At 68.0% G+C, this 13,684-nt stretch carries 7 protein-coding genes; 1 reads left to right on the forward strand and 6 read right to left on the reverse strand.

What is annotated here, in order from left to right; translation table 11 throughout:
- Positions 1 to 9: 9 nt before the first annotated feature.
- From ACEF39_RS10410 to ACEF39_RS10425, 4 genes are read right to left on the reverse strand one after another with little or no spacing between them, the layout of a single operon-like run.
- Positions 10 to 2,679 (reverse strand): glycoside hydrolase family 3 protein, encoded by a 2,670-nt coding sequence (locus ACEF39_RS10410; protein ID WP_500287892.1) that lies wholly within the window; start codon positions 2,677 to 2,679, stop codon positions 10 to 12.
- Positions 2,679 to 4,370 carry a glycoside hydrolase family 43 protein gene (locus ACEF39_RS10415; protein WP_500287893.1) on the reverse strand — a complete coding sequence of 564 codons (1,692 nt, stop codon included), beginning with the start codon at positions 4,368 to 4,370 and terminating at the stop codon, positions 2,679 to 2,681. The genes ACEF39_RS10410 and ACEF39_RS10415 overlap by 1 nt, the downstream gene beginning before the upstream one ends.
- Positions 4,370 to 6,352 carry a sialate O-acetylesterase gene (locus ACEF39_RS10420; RefSeq protein WP_500287894.1) on the reverse strand — a complete coding sequence of 661 codons (1,983 nt, stop codon included), beginning with the start codon at positions 6,350 to 6,352 and terminating at the stop codon, positions 4,370 to 4,372. The genes ACEF39_RS10415 and ACEF39_RS10420 overlap by 1 nt, the downstream gene beginning before the upstream one ends.
- Positions 6,349 to 8,493: an alpha-glucuronidase family glycosyl hydrolase gene (locus tag ACEF39_RS10425; protein ID WP_500287895.1), complete on the reverse strand. Its 2,145-nt coding sequence runs from the start codon at positions 8,491 to 8,493 to the stop codon at positions 6,349 to 6,351. The genes ACEF39_RS10420 and ACEF39_RS10425 overlap by 4 nt, the downstream gene beginning before the upstream one ends.
- Before the next feature lie 111 nt (positions 8,494 to 8,604).
- Here ACEF39_RS10425 and ACEF39_RS10430 point away from each other — a divergent pair, with 111 nt between their 5' ends.
- On the forward strand, positions 8,605 to 9,663 hold the full coding sequence (locus ACEF39_RS10430) for a LacI family DNA-binding transcriptional regulator (protein WP_500287896.1): 1,059 nt from the start codon (positions 8,605 to 8,607) through the stop codon (positions 9,661 to 9,663).
- A 20-nt stretch (positions 9,664 to 9,683) separates the two neighbouring features.
- On the opposite strand, the gene ACEF39_RS10435 is transcribed toward ACEF39_RS10430, so the two are convergent.
- Positions 9,684 to 12,248 carry a glycoside hydrolase family 3 N-terminal domain-containing protein gene (locus ACEF39_RS10435; protein WP_500287897.1) on the reverse strand — a complete coding sequence of 855 codons (2,565 nt, stop codon included), beginning with the start codon at positions 12,246 to 12,248 and terminating at the stop codon, positions 9,684 to 9,686.
- Complete coding sequence (locus ACEF39_RS10440; RefSeq protein ID WP_500287898.1) at positions 12,245 to 13,654, reverse strand: sugar porter family MFS transporter; 1,410 nt, start codon at positions 13,652 to 13,654, stop codon at positions 12,245 to 12,247. Before ACEF39_RS10440 ends, ACEF39_RS10435 begins: the two co-directional genes overlap by 4 nt.
- Positions 13,655 to 13,684 lie beyond the last annotated feature (30 nt).

Below are 13,684 nucleotides of genomic sequence, written 5' to 3' on the forward strand. Positions count from 1 at the left end.
CGACGTGCATCAGTCACGGTTGGCCTCCACGCGGAATCCGCCCTTCGCACGGATGTCGGCGCTGGAGCTTCCTACCCTCAGTTCATACGGACCCGCCGGCACCGCATAGCCGCCGCGCGCTTCGTCATACTGGCGCAGGTCCTGCTGTGCCTGCAGATCGAACGCTATGGTGCGCCGCTCGCCGGCGGCCAGATGGACGCGCTGGAAGCCGCGCAATGTCTGGCGCGCGTCGCCGGGGCCCGCCTGCGGCCGTCGTACATACAGCTGCACCACTTCGTCGCCGGCACGCTTGCCGGTGTTGGTGATCTCGACCTGCACCTTGAGCTTGCCGTCGTTGGCGATGCGCGGCGAATCAAGCTGCAGCCTGCCGTAGTCGAAGCGGGTGTACGACAGCCCGTGACCGAACGGATACAGCGGCGTGCCGCGGAAGTAGCGGTAGGTGCGGCCTTCCATCGTGTAGTCGTCGAACGCGGGCAATGTGTCGTCCGCCCTGTAGAAGGTCACCGGCAGGCGCCCGCCGGGATTGACTTCGCCGAACAGCGCCTGGCCGACGGCGGTGCCGCCGCGTTGGCCGGGATACCAGCTCATCAGGATGGCGGACAGATTCTGTTGCGCCCATTCCACCGCCATGGCCGCGCCACCCGTGAGGACCATCACCACCGGCTTGCCGGTGGTGTGCAGCGCTTCCAGCAGCGTGCGTTGTGGCGCGGGCAGGCGCAGGTCGGTACGGTCCCCGCCGGCGAATCCCGGGTAGTTGACCTTCATTTCTTCGCCTTCGACGTCGCCGGTGAGTCCGCCCACGAACACCACCACATCGGCGTTGCGCGCGGCCTCCAGCGCCGCTTCGAACGGCGGCTTGGCACCGGGCATCCGCCACCCCAGGCGGACGCCGGCATCGCGCTCGGCGTCGAAGTACTCAAGCCTCAGGTCATAGGCGCGGCCGGCCTGCAGGTCCAGGTCCAGGCCATCGCCGTGCAGGCGATCACTGTTGGCCCAGTGGTCGAGCACCCGCTTGCCGTCCACGTAGAGGCGGAAACCATCGTCGGCGGCCGCCTCGATCCGGTAGCGCCCCGAAACGGGCGGCAGCAACTGTCCAGTCCAGCGGATGCTGAAACCATCGCTGGGGATGCCCTGCCCCGGCGCGGCTTCACCACGGGCCAGCAGGTTGTCGGTCGGGGAACCCCGGTCCCAGCGGAATCCGATCTGGGCATCGGTGCGGACCAATGCCGGCGTGCCTGAAAGATCAGCGGTACGGAAGTACTCGCCGCGCAGGCCACGCTCCGGCGAGTCAGCCGACGGGCGCAGGTAGGTTGCTTCGATCAAGGGCGTGGCGCTGGGATCGTCGCGCCCTTCAACCAGGTCCACGCCCCGTGCGTAGCTCACCTCGATGCCCTTGGCGGCATCGCGGATGCCCTGCAGCACGGTGACCGGCGCGGCCGGGGTGCCGAAGTAGTTGCCCAGCAGTGCCATGGTGTCATCGGCGGTGGGGCCTATCACGGCGATGCGCTTGAGGTTGCGGGACAGCGGCAGCACACCATCGTTTTTCAGCAGCACCAGCGATTCCTGGGCGGCCTTCAGGGCCAGCGCATCGTGTGCCGGGGCCTGGTTGACCGACGCGGGAATCTGCGCCCAGCGCACGCGCTCGGGTGGATCGAACATGCCCAGCCGCATCCGCGCGGCAAACAGACGAGTCACCGCATCGTCGATCTCCGCCTCGCTGATCAGGCCCTGCCGCACAGCGGCTGGCAGCGTGGCGTATTCCTGGCCGCACTCCAGTTCGGTGCCATTCCTGACCGCCAACGCGGCCGCTGCTTCGCGGCTGGGAACGATCCGGTGATGCTTCCAGATGTCGACGATGGCCCAGCAGTCGGAAACCACGTAGCCCTTGAAGCCCCAATCGCGACGCAGCACATCACGCAGCAGGAAGCGGCTGGCGCTGGCGGACTCGCCATACACCCGGTTGTAGGCACCCATCACCGCGTCCACCTGGCCCTCCTTCACCAGCGCCTCGAACGCCGGCAGGTAGGTGTCATACAGGTCGCGCTTGCTGGGGCGGGCATCGAAGTGGTGGCGATCAGCTTCGGGACCGCTGTGCACGGCCAGGTGCTTGGCGGTGGCGTCGAGCTTGCGGTACACCGGGTCGTCACCCTGCAGGCCGTGCACGAAGGCTACGCCCATGCGGGCGGTGAGGTACGGGTCCTCGCCGTAGGTTTCCTGGCCGCGGCCCCATCGCGGGTCACGGAAGATGTTGATGTTTGGCGACCAGTAGGTCAGCCCCTGATAGCGGCCATGCGAGCCTTCGCGGAGGAACTGGTGGTGCTTGGCCCGGGCCTCGTCGCTGATGGTGCTGGCCACCTGCCCCATCAGCGGCACATCGAAGGTGGCCGCCAGGCCGATGGCCTGCGGGAACACGGTGGCCTGCCCTGCCCGCGCCACGCCATGCAGGCCCTCGTTCCACCAGTCGTAGGCGGGAACGCCCAGGCGCTCGATTGCGGGCGCAGCGTTCTGCATCTGCGCTGCCTTCTCTTCCAGGGTCATCCGTGCGACCAGGGCGGCGGCGCGGCTTTCAACGATGGCCGAGGTGTCGAGCCAAGGCGCAGGCTCGGTAGCGTGACCGGTCGTTGCCAGCGCGATGGCAGCGCACAGGACAAGTGTGTGGAAGATGGGAGTGCGCGTCATCATTTGCTCCTCAAGGCACGCTCGTCGCGCGCGAATGGTCCCAGCAGCGCGCCGACGAAGCCGCCTGCACGATCCGTACTCAATACCGTTCCGTCCACGTTCCCGGCCAGCGACTGCCAGCCACGCCCATCACCGCTGTCGAAGGCGAACGCGTACCTGCCTTCGTCGCCGGCGATCTTCAGGCGCAGCGACGCGGTTGCCATCGCCTCACGTGTTGCCAGTGTACGGGTAGCGCCGCTGCCGTCGCGCGCTTCGAGGAAGACCGCCACGCGGTCACCGCCGACGCTGCGGACGCCCAGGAAGTACCAGTGCGTCTCGTTCTGGAAAGCTGCCAGGCCGGCGGCCACGCCTGCTGCCGGGCGGGTCATTTCGGTACTGGCCTCGAAGCGCAGGTGCTGCTGGCGTCGACCGAGGAACGCGGGGTTGCGCAGCGTGTCCAGGTTCTCCGCCAGCGGATGCACGGCCAGCGACCCCGGCCGCTCGCGCAGGTCCGCCCACGGCTGCTGGGGGATGCGCACGCGCAGCCAGCCGCTGCCGAGTGTCGGCGCGTCGAATTCGTCGCGCTCGGTGAAGTTGCCGGTGGACGGCGCCTGCGACGCGTCGCCCTGCATCCACGAGGGCGCTTTGGCCACATACGGAATAGTCTGCGTGGCCGGCAGGATCACCGGCCAGCCGTCCTGCCATTGCACCGGCAGCAGATAGGTCTCCCGCCCGGTGTTGTAGTGGCGGATGTCGTAGTTGCGGCTGGCAAGGAACACCGCCCACCAGGAGCCGTCCGGCCCCTCCACCAGGTCCGCATGTCCGGCATTGGTGATCGGCAACGGCCTGTCGGCGGGCAGGTCACGCTGGGTGAGAATCGGATTGCCCGCATACGGCACGTAGGGCCCCCACACATCACGGCTGCGCAGCACCACCTGCGAATGTTGCGGCCCGGTGCCGCCTTCCGCGTCGGAGAGGTAGTACCAGCCATCGCGTTGGTAGATGTGCGGCCCCTCGATCCAGATCGGGTTCCTGGCCGGCTCCACCCCGCCGTCGATCAACACCTTGCGGGGACCTACCGGGGCGAAGGTCGCCAGATCAATCTGCTGCATCCAGATGGCACGGTGGCCCTCGTAACGTGGCGGGCCAGGCGGTACATCGTTGTTGAGCAGATACACGGTGCCGTCGTTGTCGAAGAACAATGACGGATCGATCCCATCGATGCCAGGCAGCCAGTGCGGGTCGGACCAGGGACCGGCAGGATCACGGGCGGTAGCGATGAAGTTGCCGTCGCTGTCGACGGCCGTGGTGACCACGTAGAACATGCCGTCGTGGTAACTGATGGCCGGCGCGAAGATACCGCGCGACACGCCCAGTCCGTCGAAGTCCAGCTGCGACGGTCGGTCGATCACATTGCCGATCTGCTTCCAGTGCACCAGGTCCACGCTTTCGAACACCGGAATGCCCGGGAAGTAGGTGAAGCTGGAATTGACCAGATAGAAGCGCCCGTTTGCGGCGACGACACTGGGGTCGGCATGGAACCCGGCAAGAATCGGGTTGCGATAATGCCCGGCCGGCAAAGGCGCATCGAATGCCGCGTCGAGACCGCGGTACTCGAACCAGTCGAAGTAGACCGGCGGCGCGGGCGCCGCTGCCCACGCCTGCGGCAAGCTGGAAGACAACACGAGCAGTGAGGCCAGCAGCAGGCGCATCAGGGAACCTCCGCAGGAGAAATGGAAAGCTCGAACGGGCCGGCGGGCGCGCCGCTGCTGTCGCGCAGCGTGCACACCGGGCCATCGGCCCAGCAGTAGCGCACGCGCCCGCCCGCGTCAGCCGGCGGGCTGCGCAGCACGACGTCGTGCCCGTCCAGCACCGCGTCGGCGTAGTGGCAGTGGCGCGCATCGACGTCGCACAGCTCGAAGCCGATGGGGCCGTTCGCGCCGGTCGTGACCAGAGCGCCGGCCACGTCGTCGAACGCAATACGTACACCGGCCCGCGTGGCCGATGCCTGGCGCGCTATCGGGCCGGACGGCGCTACGCCGCGCTCGCCATAGACCACATGACGCGCCACCCGCGCCAGCCGCCGACCCAGTTCCTGCTTGTTCGGCGGGTGGATGTCGTAGGCATCGCCGATATCGATGGCCACGGCCAGCCCGGTGTGCGGATCTTCCGCTGCGGCGAGCCGCTGCGCCTCGCGCACCTGCGCCCAGCCACTTTCAACCGGCGCCTCGGGTGGCTGGCCATAGCCGGCCAACTGCACCAGCAGCAGCGGCGTCTGCGCGCCGAACCGCCCCCGCCAGTCGTCACGCAGGCTGCGCAGGCGTGCGAGGTATGCCGTTGCGTCGCCGGTATTGGATTCACCCTGGTACCACAGCACTCCACGCAGGCCATAGGCGCCCAGCGGCGCGATCATGCCGTTGTACAGCGTCGATAGACCCGTGGCAGCGTGCCACGGTGCCAGCGGCGGCGCCTGTGCGCCGGGCGCCACCCGGTACTGCCAGCGGACATCCAGCTCGATGCGCGTACCGTCATCCAGGCCGATGGTGTGCGCACTCGCGGGCCCTGCAAGCCCACCGTCACCGTAGGTATCCAGGACATTGATCACCACCGTGTTGGCTCCGGCGTTCAGCAAGCCGGCTGGCAGCGCATAGGTTCGCCGCTCACCTGCACCGTACTGGCTACCTACGGCCACGCCGTTCACCCAGGTCATGTCCGTCTCGTCAATGGGCCCGAGCTCAAGCTGTGCGCGCTTGGCTGCCTGGTCGGCGCTCAGGGTCACCTGGCTGCGGTACCAGACCATGCCGTTGTAACCGGCCAGCGCTGGCACGTCCCAGCGCTCCCACGCCCCGAGCGTGGTGGGTGCGCGTTGCCATCCGCTGCTGTCGCTGCCTGGCTGCCAGGGTGCATCGGCGGCGACGGCACCGGCGCGATGGGCCCACCAGTGCTGCCACTGCTGGCCCCAACGCTCGTTTGCCGCAGCCGGATCCCGCGCGTACAGCGCGAGCACGTCAAGGGCTGGGCCCAGGCCGCCCTGCATGCGCAGGGCATCGCTGCTGGTCCAGGCTTCGATACGCGAGCCGCCCCACGCTGCCTGGATCAGCCCCATCGGAACGTCAACGGTCTTCCGCAGTTCACGCGCAAAGTAGAAACACGCGGCGGAAAAGTCGCGCACCGTGTCCGGTGACGCAGGGCGCCATGCCACAGACGCGGGAAAATTACTCTGTGGTGAAACCGCCGCCGCCTTCGGCACGGCGAACAGGCGGATCCCCGGTTCCGTGACGGAGGCGATCTCGCTGCCTGCATCAAGCGCGCGCCACATCGGAAGCTCCATGTTCGACTGCCCGGAACACAACCAGACATCGCCGATCTGGACGTCGCGCACGATCTGGCTGGCGTGCCCGGACCGGACCGACATTTCGTAAGGTCCGCCGGCTGCGGCAGGCGGCAGCGTTGCGTGCCAGCGGCCATCGGCAGCCGCGTTCGTGCTGACAGTGCGCCCTGCAAACGCCACGGAAACCGGGGCGCCCGGCGTGGCCTGGCCCCATACCGGAATTGGCCGGTCACGCTGCAGCACGGCGTGATCCTGGAACAGCGGATGCAGCAGCGCCCTCCCTGGTTCCTGTGCCGCTGCACGCGTGGCGCAGCCGCCCATGGCAACCACCAGCAGCCAGCCCACCCACGACGTCGGCTTCATCGTCCATCTCCTGGCGCGGAGGGAAACTGCAGGGCCTGGTACCAGGCCAGCGGATGCGGCGGCGCGGCTTCGCCTGCGGGCAACGGCCTGCCGCTCACCGACTGGAAGTACGCCACGCTGGCATCGCGCCACCACTGTGCTTCGCGCAGCTGGATACGCAGGAAGGCCGCAACCTGCGCGTGCCGTTGCGCATCCACCTTGTCGCGCTCCAGGGCGGCGCCCTGCCCCGTCGGAGCCAGCGTTGCCCAGGTGGCCTGCATGGCGTGCACCTGGCGTACGCCCTGCGAATAGCGCCCGACCAGTTCGTCCCACAGCGCCCGCCCAGAGGCCATGCGGTGATCCCACGGCACGTGGTGGAACCACAGCAGCAGCGGCTCCGGAACCCGCGCCAGGTCGCCATACTGCGCGGCCACGTCGGGGGAATACTGGGCGACGGCGTTGCTGCCGCGCGCCGTGCGGTCGAAGCCGATGCCGTTGTAATCCGCACGGTGGTAGTACACCGACGTCCAGTCCGCGCGTGGGCCGCCATCGACCCACGGACCGGGACCATGGTGGTGTCCCCGCGCCATCAGATGGTGCAGGCCCAGCGGCGTCATGTAGTTCACCGCGGCCTCGCGCGAGGCCATCATCATCCCGACGATGGGCCGCACCACGCCGGGATCGGCCGAGAATGTCAGCGCCGCCCAGTCCGCCGCGATGTCCTGGGCCGATTGCCGCGGATCCCACGCAAGGCGCCCGAAGGCGTACCAGTTGGCCTGGTCGAAGTGTGATCCACTCCAGGTGCGATCGGTGCCGATGTTGGCGACGCCGGCCATGCCGGCCAAGGATTGCGCCACGGTGGAATCCTTGCCGCGCGCGCGGGTGTCGGCCCGCAGCACTTCCTCGTACAACGGCCCCAGGTAAACCAGATGCGTGGCAAAGCCCAGGTACTCCTTGGTGATCTGCACTTCCATCATCAGCGGCGTGCGCGGCATCGCCCCGAACAGCGGATGGAACGGCTCACGCGGCTGGAAGTCGATAGGCCCGTTCTTTACCTGCAGCACCACGTTCGGGCGGAAGGCACCATCCAGGCCAGCGAACTCGCTGTAGGCCTGCGTGGCCCGGTCCGCAGGAACGTCGTGCGCGTAGACGAAGGCGCGCCACATCACCACCCCGCCGTGCGGGGCCAGCGCATCGGCCAGCAGGTTGGCGCCGTCGGCGTGCGAGCGGCCGTAGTCCTGCGGGCCGGGCTGCCCTTCCGAATTGGCCTTCACCAGGAAGCCACCGAAATCGGGCACGCGCGCATAGATCTGGTCGGCTTTGTCGCGCCACCAGCGTTGTACCGCGGGGTCGAGTGGATCGGCGGTGTCGAGCCCGCCCAGCTCGATGGGTGCGCTGAAGCGTGCACTCAGGTAAACGCGGATGCCGTACGGCCGGAACAGATCCGCCAGTGCTGCCGCTTTGTCGAGATAGTCCGGCGCAAGACTCTGTGCATCTGCATTCACGTTGTTGAGCACGGTGCCGTTGATGCCTACGGACGCGTTGGCGCGTGCGTAGTCGGTGTAGCGCGGGTCGCGCCACTCCGGCAACGTCTGCCAGTCCCACAGTGATCGGCCTGCATAGCCGCGTTCCACGTGTCCGTCCAGGTCGTCCCAATGGTTGAGCACGCGCAGCCGGAGCCGTGGCGATTGGCGCACATCGAGGGCATCCAGTGCCACGCCGGTCTGCAGCAGCCGCAGCAGATGAAACACCCCGTACAGCACGCCGATATCCCGCGGTGCGGCGACCAGCAGCACATCGCGCCCGCCCACGCGGGTGCGCTTGAGCAGGTAACCTTCCTCGCCCAGTGACTGCATCTGCGCCCGCAACGGTGCGATCAACGCTGACGACTGCGGCGTGCCCAGCACCAGCGTGGGGCCGGTGGCCATCGCATCCGGTGCCTGCCGAGCGCTGCCGAGCAGTCCGCCGAGTCCCCGCTCCAGCTCATCGCGCGCGGCGCGCTGCGTGGCCGTCTGATCAGGGGCCACCACCTGCCCCAAGCGGGAGCGGTAGTCGGCGGCGAGCGTCGGCTCGAGCGGGGCGTAGCGCATCCACAGCGCGTAGCCATCCTCTGCGCGCGCGTTGCCCATGCAGGCCAACAGCGCCAGCACGGCAGCGAACATCCAATGACACCGCTTGCCATCCGGACGGGACCGCAGGGTGGTCAGCAAACCTTGTAAGCTCGGCGCGTGCGCTGGATGCAACAGCGTCACAGAGAAGAACGGGAGCGCGTATTGGACAAGCCGAAGAAATCGGTCCGCCGCAAAACCAGTGGCGTGACGATCGACGAGGTGGCGGCCCTGGCCGGAGTGTCGCCGATGACGGTGTCGCGGGCGATCAACCAGGGCAAGGTGCGCGATGTCACCCGTGAGCGCGTGATGCGTGCGGTGCGTGAACTGGGCTACACGCCCAACCTGGCCGCCAGTTCGCTGGCCGCCGCGCAGCACACGCGCATTGCACTGATCTACACCGACCCCAGCGGTGCTTACCTGCGCGAGCTGCTGGTCGGCCTGCTGCGTGTGGCCTCCAACGCTGCCATCCAGCTGGTCATCGACTACTGGGACGAGCCGGGCCCCGCCGCCCAGCGCAAGGCCGCGCGTGCCCTGGCCGGGCGGGTGGACGGCGTCATCCTGCCGCCGCCGCTGTGCGAATCGCAGCCCGTGGTAACCGAGTTGGTCAAAGCCGGCGTCCCCGTGGTCGCGATTGCGCCAGGTCACCTTGGCAACGGCATTTCCTGCGTGCGCATCGACGACTTCCACGCTGGTAGGGAACTGGCTGAACACCTGATCCAGCATGGACATCGCCACATCGGCTTCATCTGCGGGCGTACCGACCTCAGTGCCAGCGCGCGGCGTTACGACGGCTTTGTCAGCGCGCTGCACGACGCCGGGCTGGAGGTCGACCCTGCCCTGGTCGAACAGGGTGACTACACCTACCGCTCTGGGCTCGCCGCAGCTGAAAAGCTGCTGTGCCAGCCTCGGCCGCCCACCGCGATCTTCGCCAGCAACGACGATATGGGCGCGGCGGCGGTTTCCGTCGCCCACCGCCGCGGCCTGGAAGTACCCCGCGACCTGTCGGTGGTGGGCTTCGATGACAGCTCGGCCGCCACCACGGTCTGGCCCGAGCTCACCACCATCCATCAGCCCATCGCCTCGATGGCCGATGCCGCCATCGAGATCCTGCTGCGCACCATCCGCCGCCGCACCGAGGGCCTGCGCGTATTGACCGACCACGTGGTGCCGCACCGGCTGGTGGTACGCGACTCGGTCGCGCGCCCACCTGGTTCCCGATAGCGCGGGGCGCGGCGTCACGGTCACGCGCCAGCGCACCCGATGCTGGTCTCCGCCTCGTTCAGCGCGCCCAGTGCGACACGCGACACCGACAGTGTCATCGTCCCCGCCGTCCCGATCGACCACGGGCGATCCAGCTTGCCGACATCCGCGCCTGCCGCCGCCAGACACTTCAAGGGCACGCCCACGCGGGTCCATTGACCCTTGGGCAGCTTCGTCAGCGTCGGTCCGAGCGCCACACGTGCCGAGCAGCCCGGGCCGCAGCCTACCGACAACCACGCCTCTCCCTGGGGAGCAGAATCTACCCGCAGCGTGGTCAGCAGCATCAGGTCGCCGTTGCTTTCGCGCTGCAGGTCCAGCGCCGTGTGCGACTGCAGCGTGGCAAGCGCCTCACCCTTCCCTGACCACGCAAGACGGCGGCCGTCCTCCTGCGCCAGGTGATCCACCCCGGTGATCTTGAGCAGATCGCCATCCAGTGCCTCCGGCACCTTGGTGACTGTCACGCCCTGCCCCGTGCCGTTCTGCAGGCGCAGGGCCATGCCTGAACCGGCTTCGCCGCGCGCGAAGAACACGCCGGTGGCCCCTTCGTTGCCAGTCACGCCGGAGACCTCCGGCAGCGCCGCCAGATCGCCATCGTCGGCGTAGGACAAGCCGAAGCCGAAGGCGAACTGCGGGTCGTAATCCTTCTGCCCCACATTGTTGGCGTACTGCGTTGCCGTGCGCGGCCAGCTGAAGCTCAGCTTGCCCTTGAAGTCGTGCTGCACGTCGCCCCTCGGCCCACGCAGCAGCACATCGGCAATGCCGGCGCCTTCCGAGCCGGGCAGCCAGGCCGCCACGAACGCGTCGGCGGCATTGATCTCGCGGTTCACCCACAGCGGGCGTCCGCTCAGGAACACGGCCACCACAGGAATGCCCTCCGCCTTCAGTCGCTTGATCAGGGCAAGATCGGCGTCTTCCCCCGGCTTGTAGGCCAGCGTCGGCAGATCGCCCTGGAACTCGGCATACGGGCTCTCGCCGAATACCACCACGGCCACATCCGGTTTCGTCCCGTATTTCCCATCGACCGCAAGCACTGCCTCGCCACCTGCGGCCGACGCCTGCTGGGCGATGCCCTCGTAGATCGTGTCCGCATTGGGGAAGTCCTTGCGGGTCGTGCCGGTGCCCTGCCAGTTCAGTGTCCAGCCGCCGGCCTGCTTGCCGACGTCGTTGGCACCGTCACCGGCGACGAGGATGCGTTGCTTCGGCGACAACGGCAGCACGCCGCCCTGGTTCTTCAGTAACACCAGCGATTCACGCACCGCCTGCCGTGCGACCTCACGATGCGCCGGGGCGCCGATGAGCGCGAACTGGCCACCGACCGCGCGCGAGGATGGCGTGCCCGCCTCGAACAGGCCCAACCGCATCTTGACCCGCAGGATCCGGCGCACCGCATCGTCCAAGCGTTGCGGGGAGATGGTGCCCGCCTTCACTGCCGCCAGCGTGGTCTCATAGAAGCCCTTCCAGCTGTCCGACGCCATGGCCATGTCCAGGCCCGCGTTGATGGTGGCCGGGCAATCGGTGGTCGTGCAGCCCTTGACCTGCCCGTGGCCGTTCCAGTCGCCCACCACGAAACCACCGAAGTGCATGCGGCCCTTCAACGCATCGGTCAGGTACGGCTTGTGACCGTGCATCTTTTCGCCGTTGACACTGTTGAAGGAGGCCATGACGGTCTGTGCGCCCGCGGCGATCGCCGGCGGATACCCGGCCGCGTGGATGCGCACCAGCTCGGCCTCGCTGATCCGGGTACCCCCTTGGTCCTTGCCATCGGCCGTGCCGCCGTCGCCGAGGAAGTGCTTTACCGACGCGATCACGTGGCGACCGTCCAGGAAGGCAGGCGTGCCCACCTTGCCCTGCAGGCCCTCGACCATCGCACCGGCATAGCTGGCCACCACCTCGGGCGATTCGGAATAGCCCTCGTAGGTGCGCCCCCAGCGATCATCCTGCGGAACGGCCACGGTGGGTGCGAATGCCCACTCCATCCCGGTGGCGCGGGTCTCCAACGCGGTGATCTCACCGATCCGGCGCAGCAGCTCCGGGTTGCGGGTCGCACCCAGGCCGATGTTGTGCGGGAACAGGGTCGCGCCGATGATGTTGCTCTGCCCATGCACGGCATCGATGCCGAACAGCACCGGAATCGCCTTGCCCCCCTGCGAGGTATCCATCGATGCCGCATGGAAGGCGTCGGCCAGCGCCAGCCATTCGGCCGGCGACGCATCGTAACGGCCGCCGGGGTCGGAGTTGCCGCCGGCCAGGATCGAGCCGAGCCGGTACTTGCGGAGGTCATCCGGGGTGATGCTGGCAATATCCCCCTGCACCAGCTGGCCGACCTTTTCCTCTACCGTCATGGTCGCCATCAGGTCGGTGATGCGCTTTTCCAGAGCGGCGTCCTCGGCCAGCGGCCAGGTGACCTGCGGCCATGGATCGGGGGCCGCCGTCGCAGACGCGGGCGCCTTGTCACCTTTCCCGCAGGCGGCCAGTACCAGCAGCAGCGCGGTCAGCAGCACGGACTTCGGGGCGCGTGCAGCGCCTTGATGGGTCATCGCGTTCATCCTTCCATCTGCTCCAGTTCCTTGCCCTTGGTTTCGTGCACGTACCTGAGCACGAAGAAGATCGAGATGATGGCCGCCACCAGATAGATGCTGTACGTCGCGGCCAGCCCGGTCCCCGCCAGCAGAATGGGGAAGGTCACCGTGACGGCGAAATTCGCGGTCCACTGCGCCGCCCCCGCCACGGCCAGCCCCGAGCCACGGATCTGGTTGGGGAACATTTCGCCCAGCATCACCCACATCACCGGCCCCCAGGAGATGTTGAAGAACACCACGTAGGCATTGGCCGCCACCAGCGCCAGCGTGCCCATGCCCGGCGGCAGCTGCAGGTGTGTATCGACCAGGGAGCCGCTGGCGAAGGCCACCACCAACAGCGCCAGGGACACCGCCATGCCGGCCGAGCCAGCCCAGAGCAACGGCTTGCGGCCGATGCGATCGATCAGCAGCACGGTGACGATGCAGGCACCGATGCTGAGTGCACCGGACAGCACATTGATCATCAGCGCGTCGTTCTCGGAGAAGCCGACCGCTTGCCAGAGCACGGCGCCGTAGTAGAACACCACGTTGATGCCGACCAGCTGCTGGAAGGTGGCCAGGCCGATGCCGACCCAGACAATCGGGCGGACCCGGCCGGTCGCCTTGTTGAGGAGGTCCGACAGCCGCGGGCGATGATGGTCGGTCGACAGCGAAGCGTCGATCTCGGCCAGCTTTGCCTGCGCCTCGGCAGCGCCGAACAGCCGCGTCAGCACCTGCAGCGCCTCGTCCTTGCGGCGCTTCACTGCCAGATAGCGCGGGCTTTCCGGAATGGTCAGCAACAGCGCCAGGAACAGCAGCGACGGCACCGCCTGCATCCAGAACATCCAGCGCCACGCTGCGTACCCGCCCCACAGCGCTTCGGTGGACGCACCCGCCGTGGCCGCCAACAGATAGTTGGACAGGAACGCCACGGTGAGCCCGCTGATGATGGCGATCTGCTGCACCGTGGCCAGGCGGCCGCGGTAACGCGCCGGCGCCACTTCGGCGATGTAGGCCGGCGAGATGACACTGGCGGCCCCCACCGCAAAGCCGCCCATCACCCGCGCGACGATGAACATGGCCGAGGACGACGCTGCACCCGCGCCGATCGCCGACAGCAGGAACAGCACTGCCGAGACGATCAGCACGTTGCGGCGCCCCAGGCGGTCGGCCAGACGGCCGGCGCTGAAGGCACCGACCGCGCAGCCCAACAGCATCGATGCGATCTCGAACCCCTGCATCCACTCGCCGGATTTGAAGGTCTGGTGCAGCCCGTCCTGGGTGCCGTTGATCACCCCGCTGTCGAACCCGAACAGGAATCCGCCAATCGTCGCCACCACGCTGATCAATACAATCAGGCGGGTGTTCTCGCCGCCCTTCATTGCCTGGTCCATTACCCTGCCCTTCTCCGGTCCGGTGTCATC

The organism is Stenotrophomonas indicatrix, assembly GCA_041545745.1.
Lineage (GTDB): Bacteria > Pseudomonadota > Gammaproteobacteria > Xanthomonadales > Xanthomonadaceae > Stenotrophomonas > Stenotrophomonas indicatrix_A.

What these genes read in the sequence shown, in the direction of transcription:
- ACEF39_RS10410 (WP_500287892.1), bottom strand. Translation starts at nt 2,679, where the DNA reads ATGACGCGCACTCCCATCTTCCACACACTTGTCCTGTGCGCTGCCATC.
- ACEF39_RS10415 (WP_500287893.1), bottom strand. Translation starts at nt 4,370, where the DNA reads ATGCGCCTGCTGCTGGCCTCACTGCTCGTGTTGTCTTCCAGCTTGCCG.
- ACEF39_RS10420 (WP_500287894.1), bottom strand. Translation starts at nt 6,352, where the DNA reads ATGAAGCCGACGTCGTGGGTGGGCTGGCTGCTGGTGGTTGCCATGGGC.
- ACEF39_RS10425 (WP_500287895.1), bottom strand. Translation starts at nt 8,493, where the DNA reads ATGTTCGCTGCCGTGCTGGCGCTGTTGGCCTGCATGGGCAACGCGCGC.
- ACEF39_RS10435 (WP_500287897.1), bottom strand. Translation starts at nt 12,248, where the DNA reads ATGAACGCGATGACCCATCAAGGCGCTGCACGCGCCCCGAAGTCCGTG.
- ACEF39_RS10440 (WP_500287898.1), bottom strand. Translation starts at nt 13,654, where the DNA reads ATGGACCAGGCAATGAAGGGCGGCGAGAACACCCGCCTGATTGTATTG.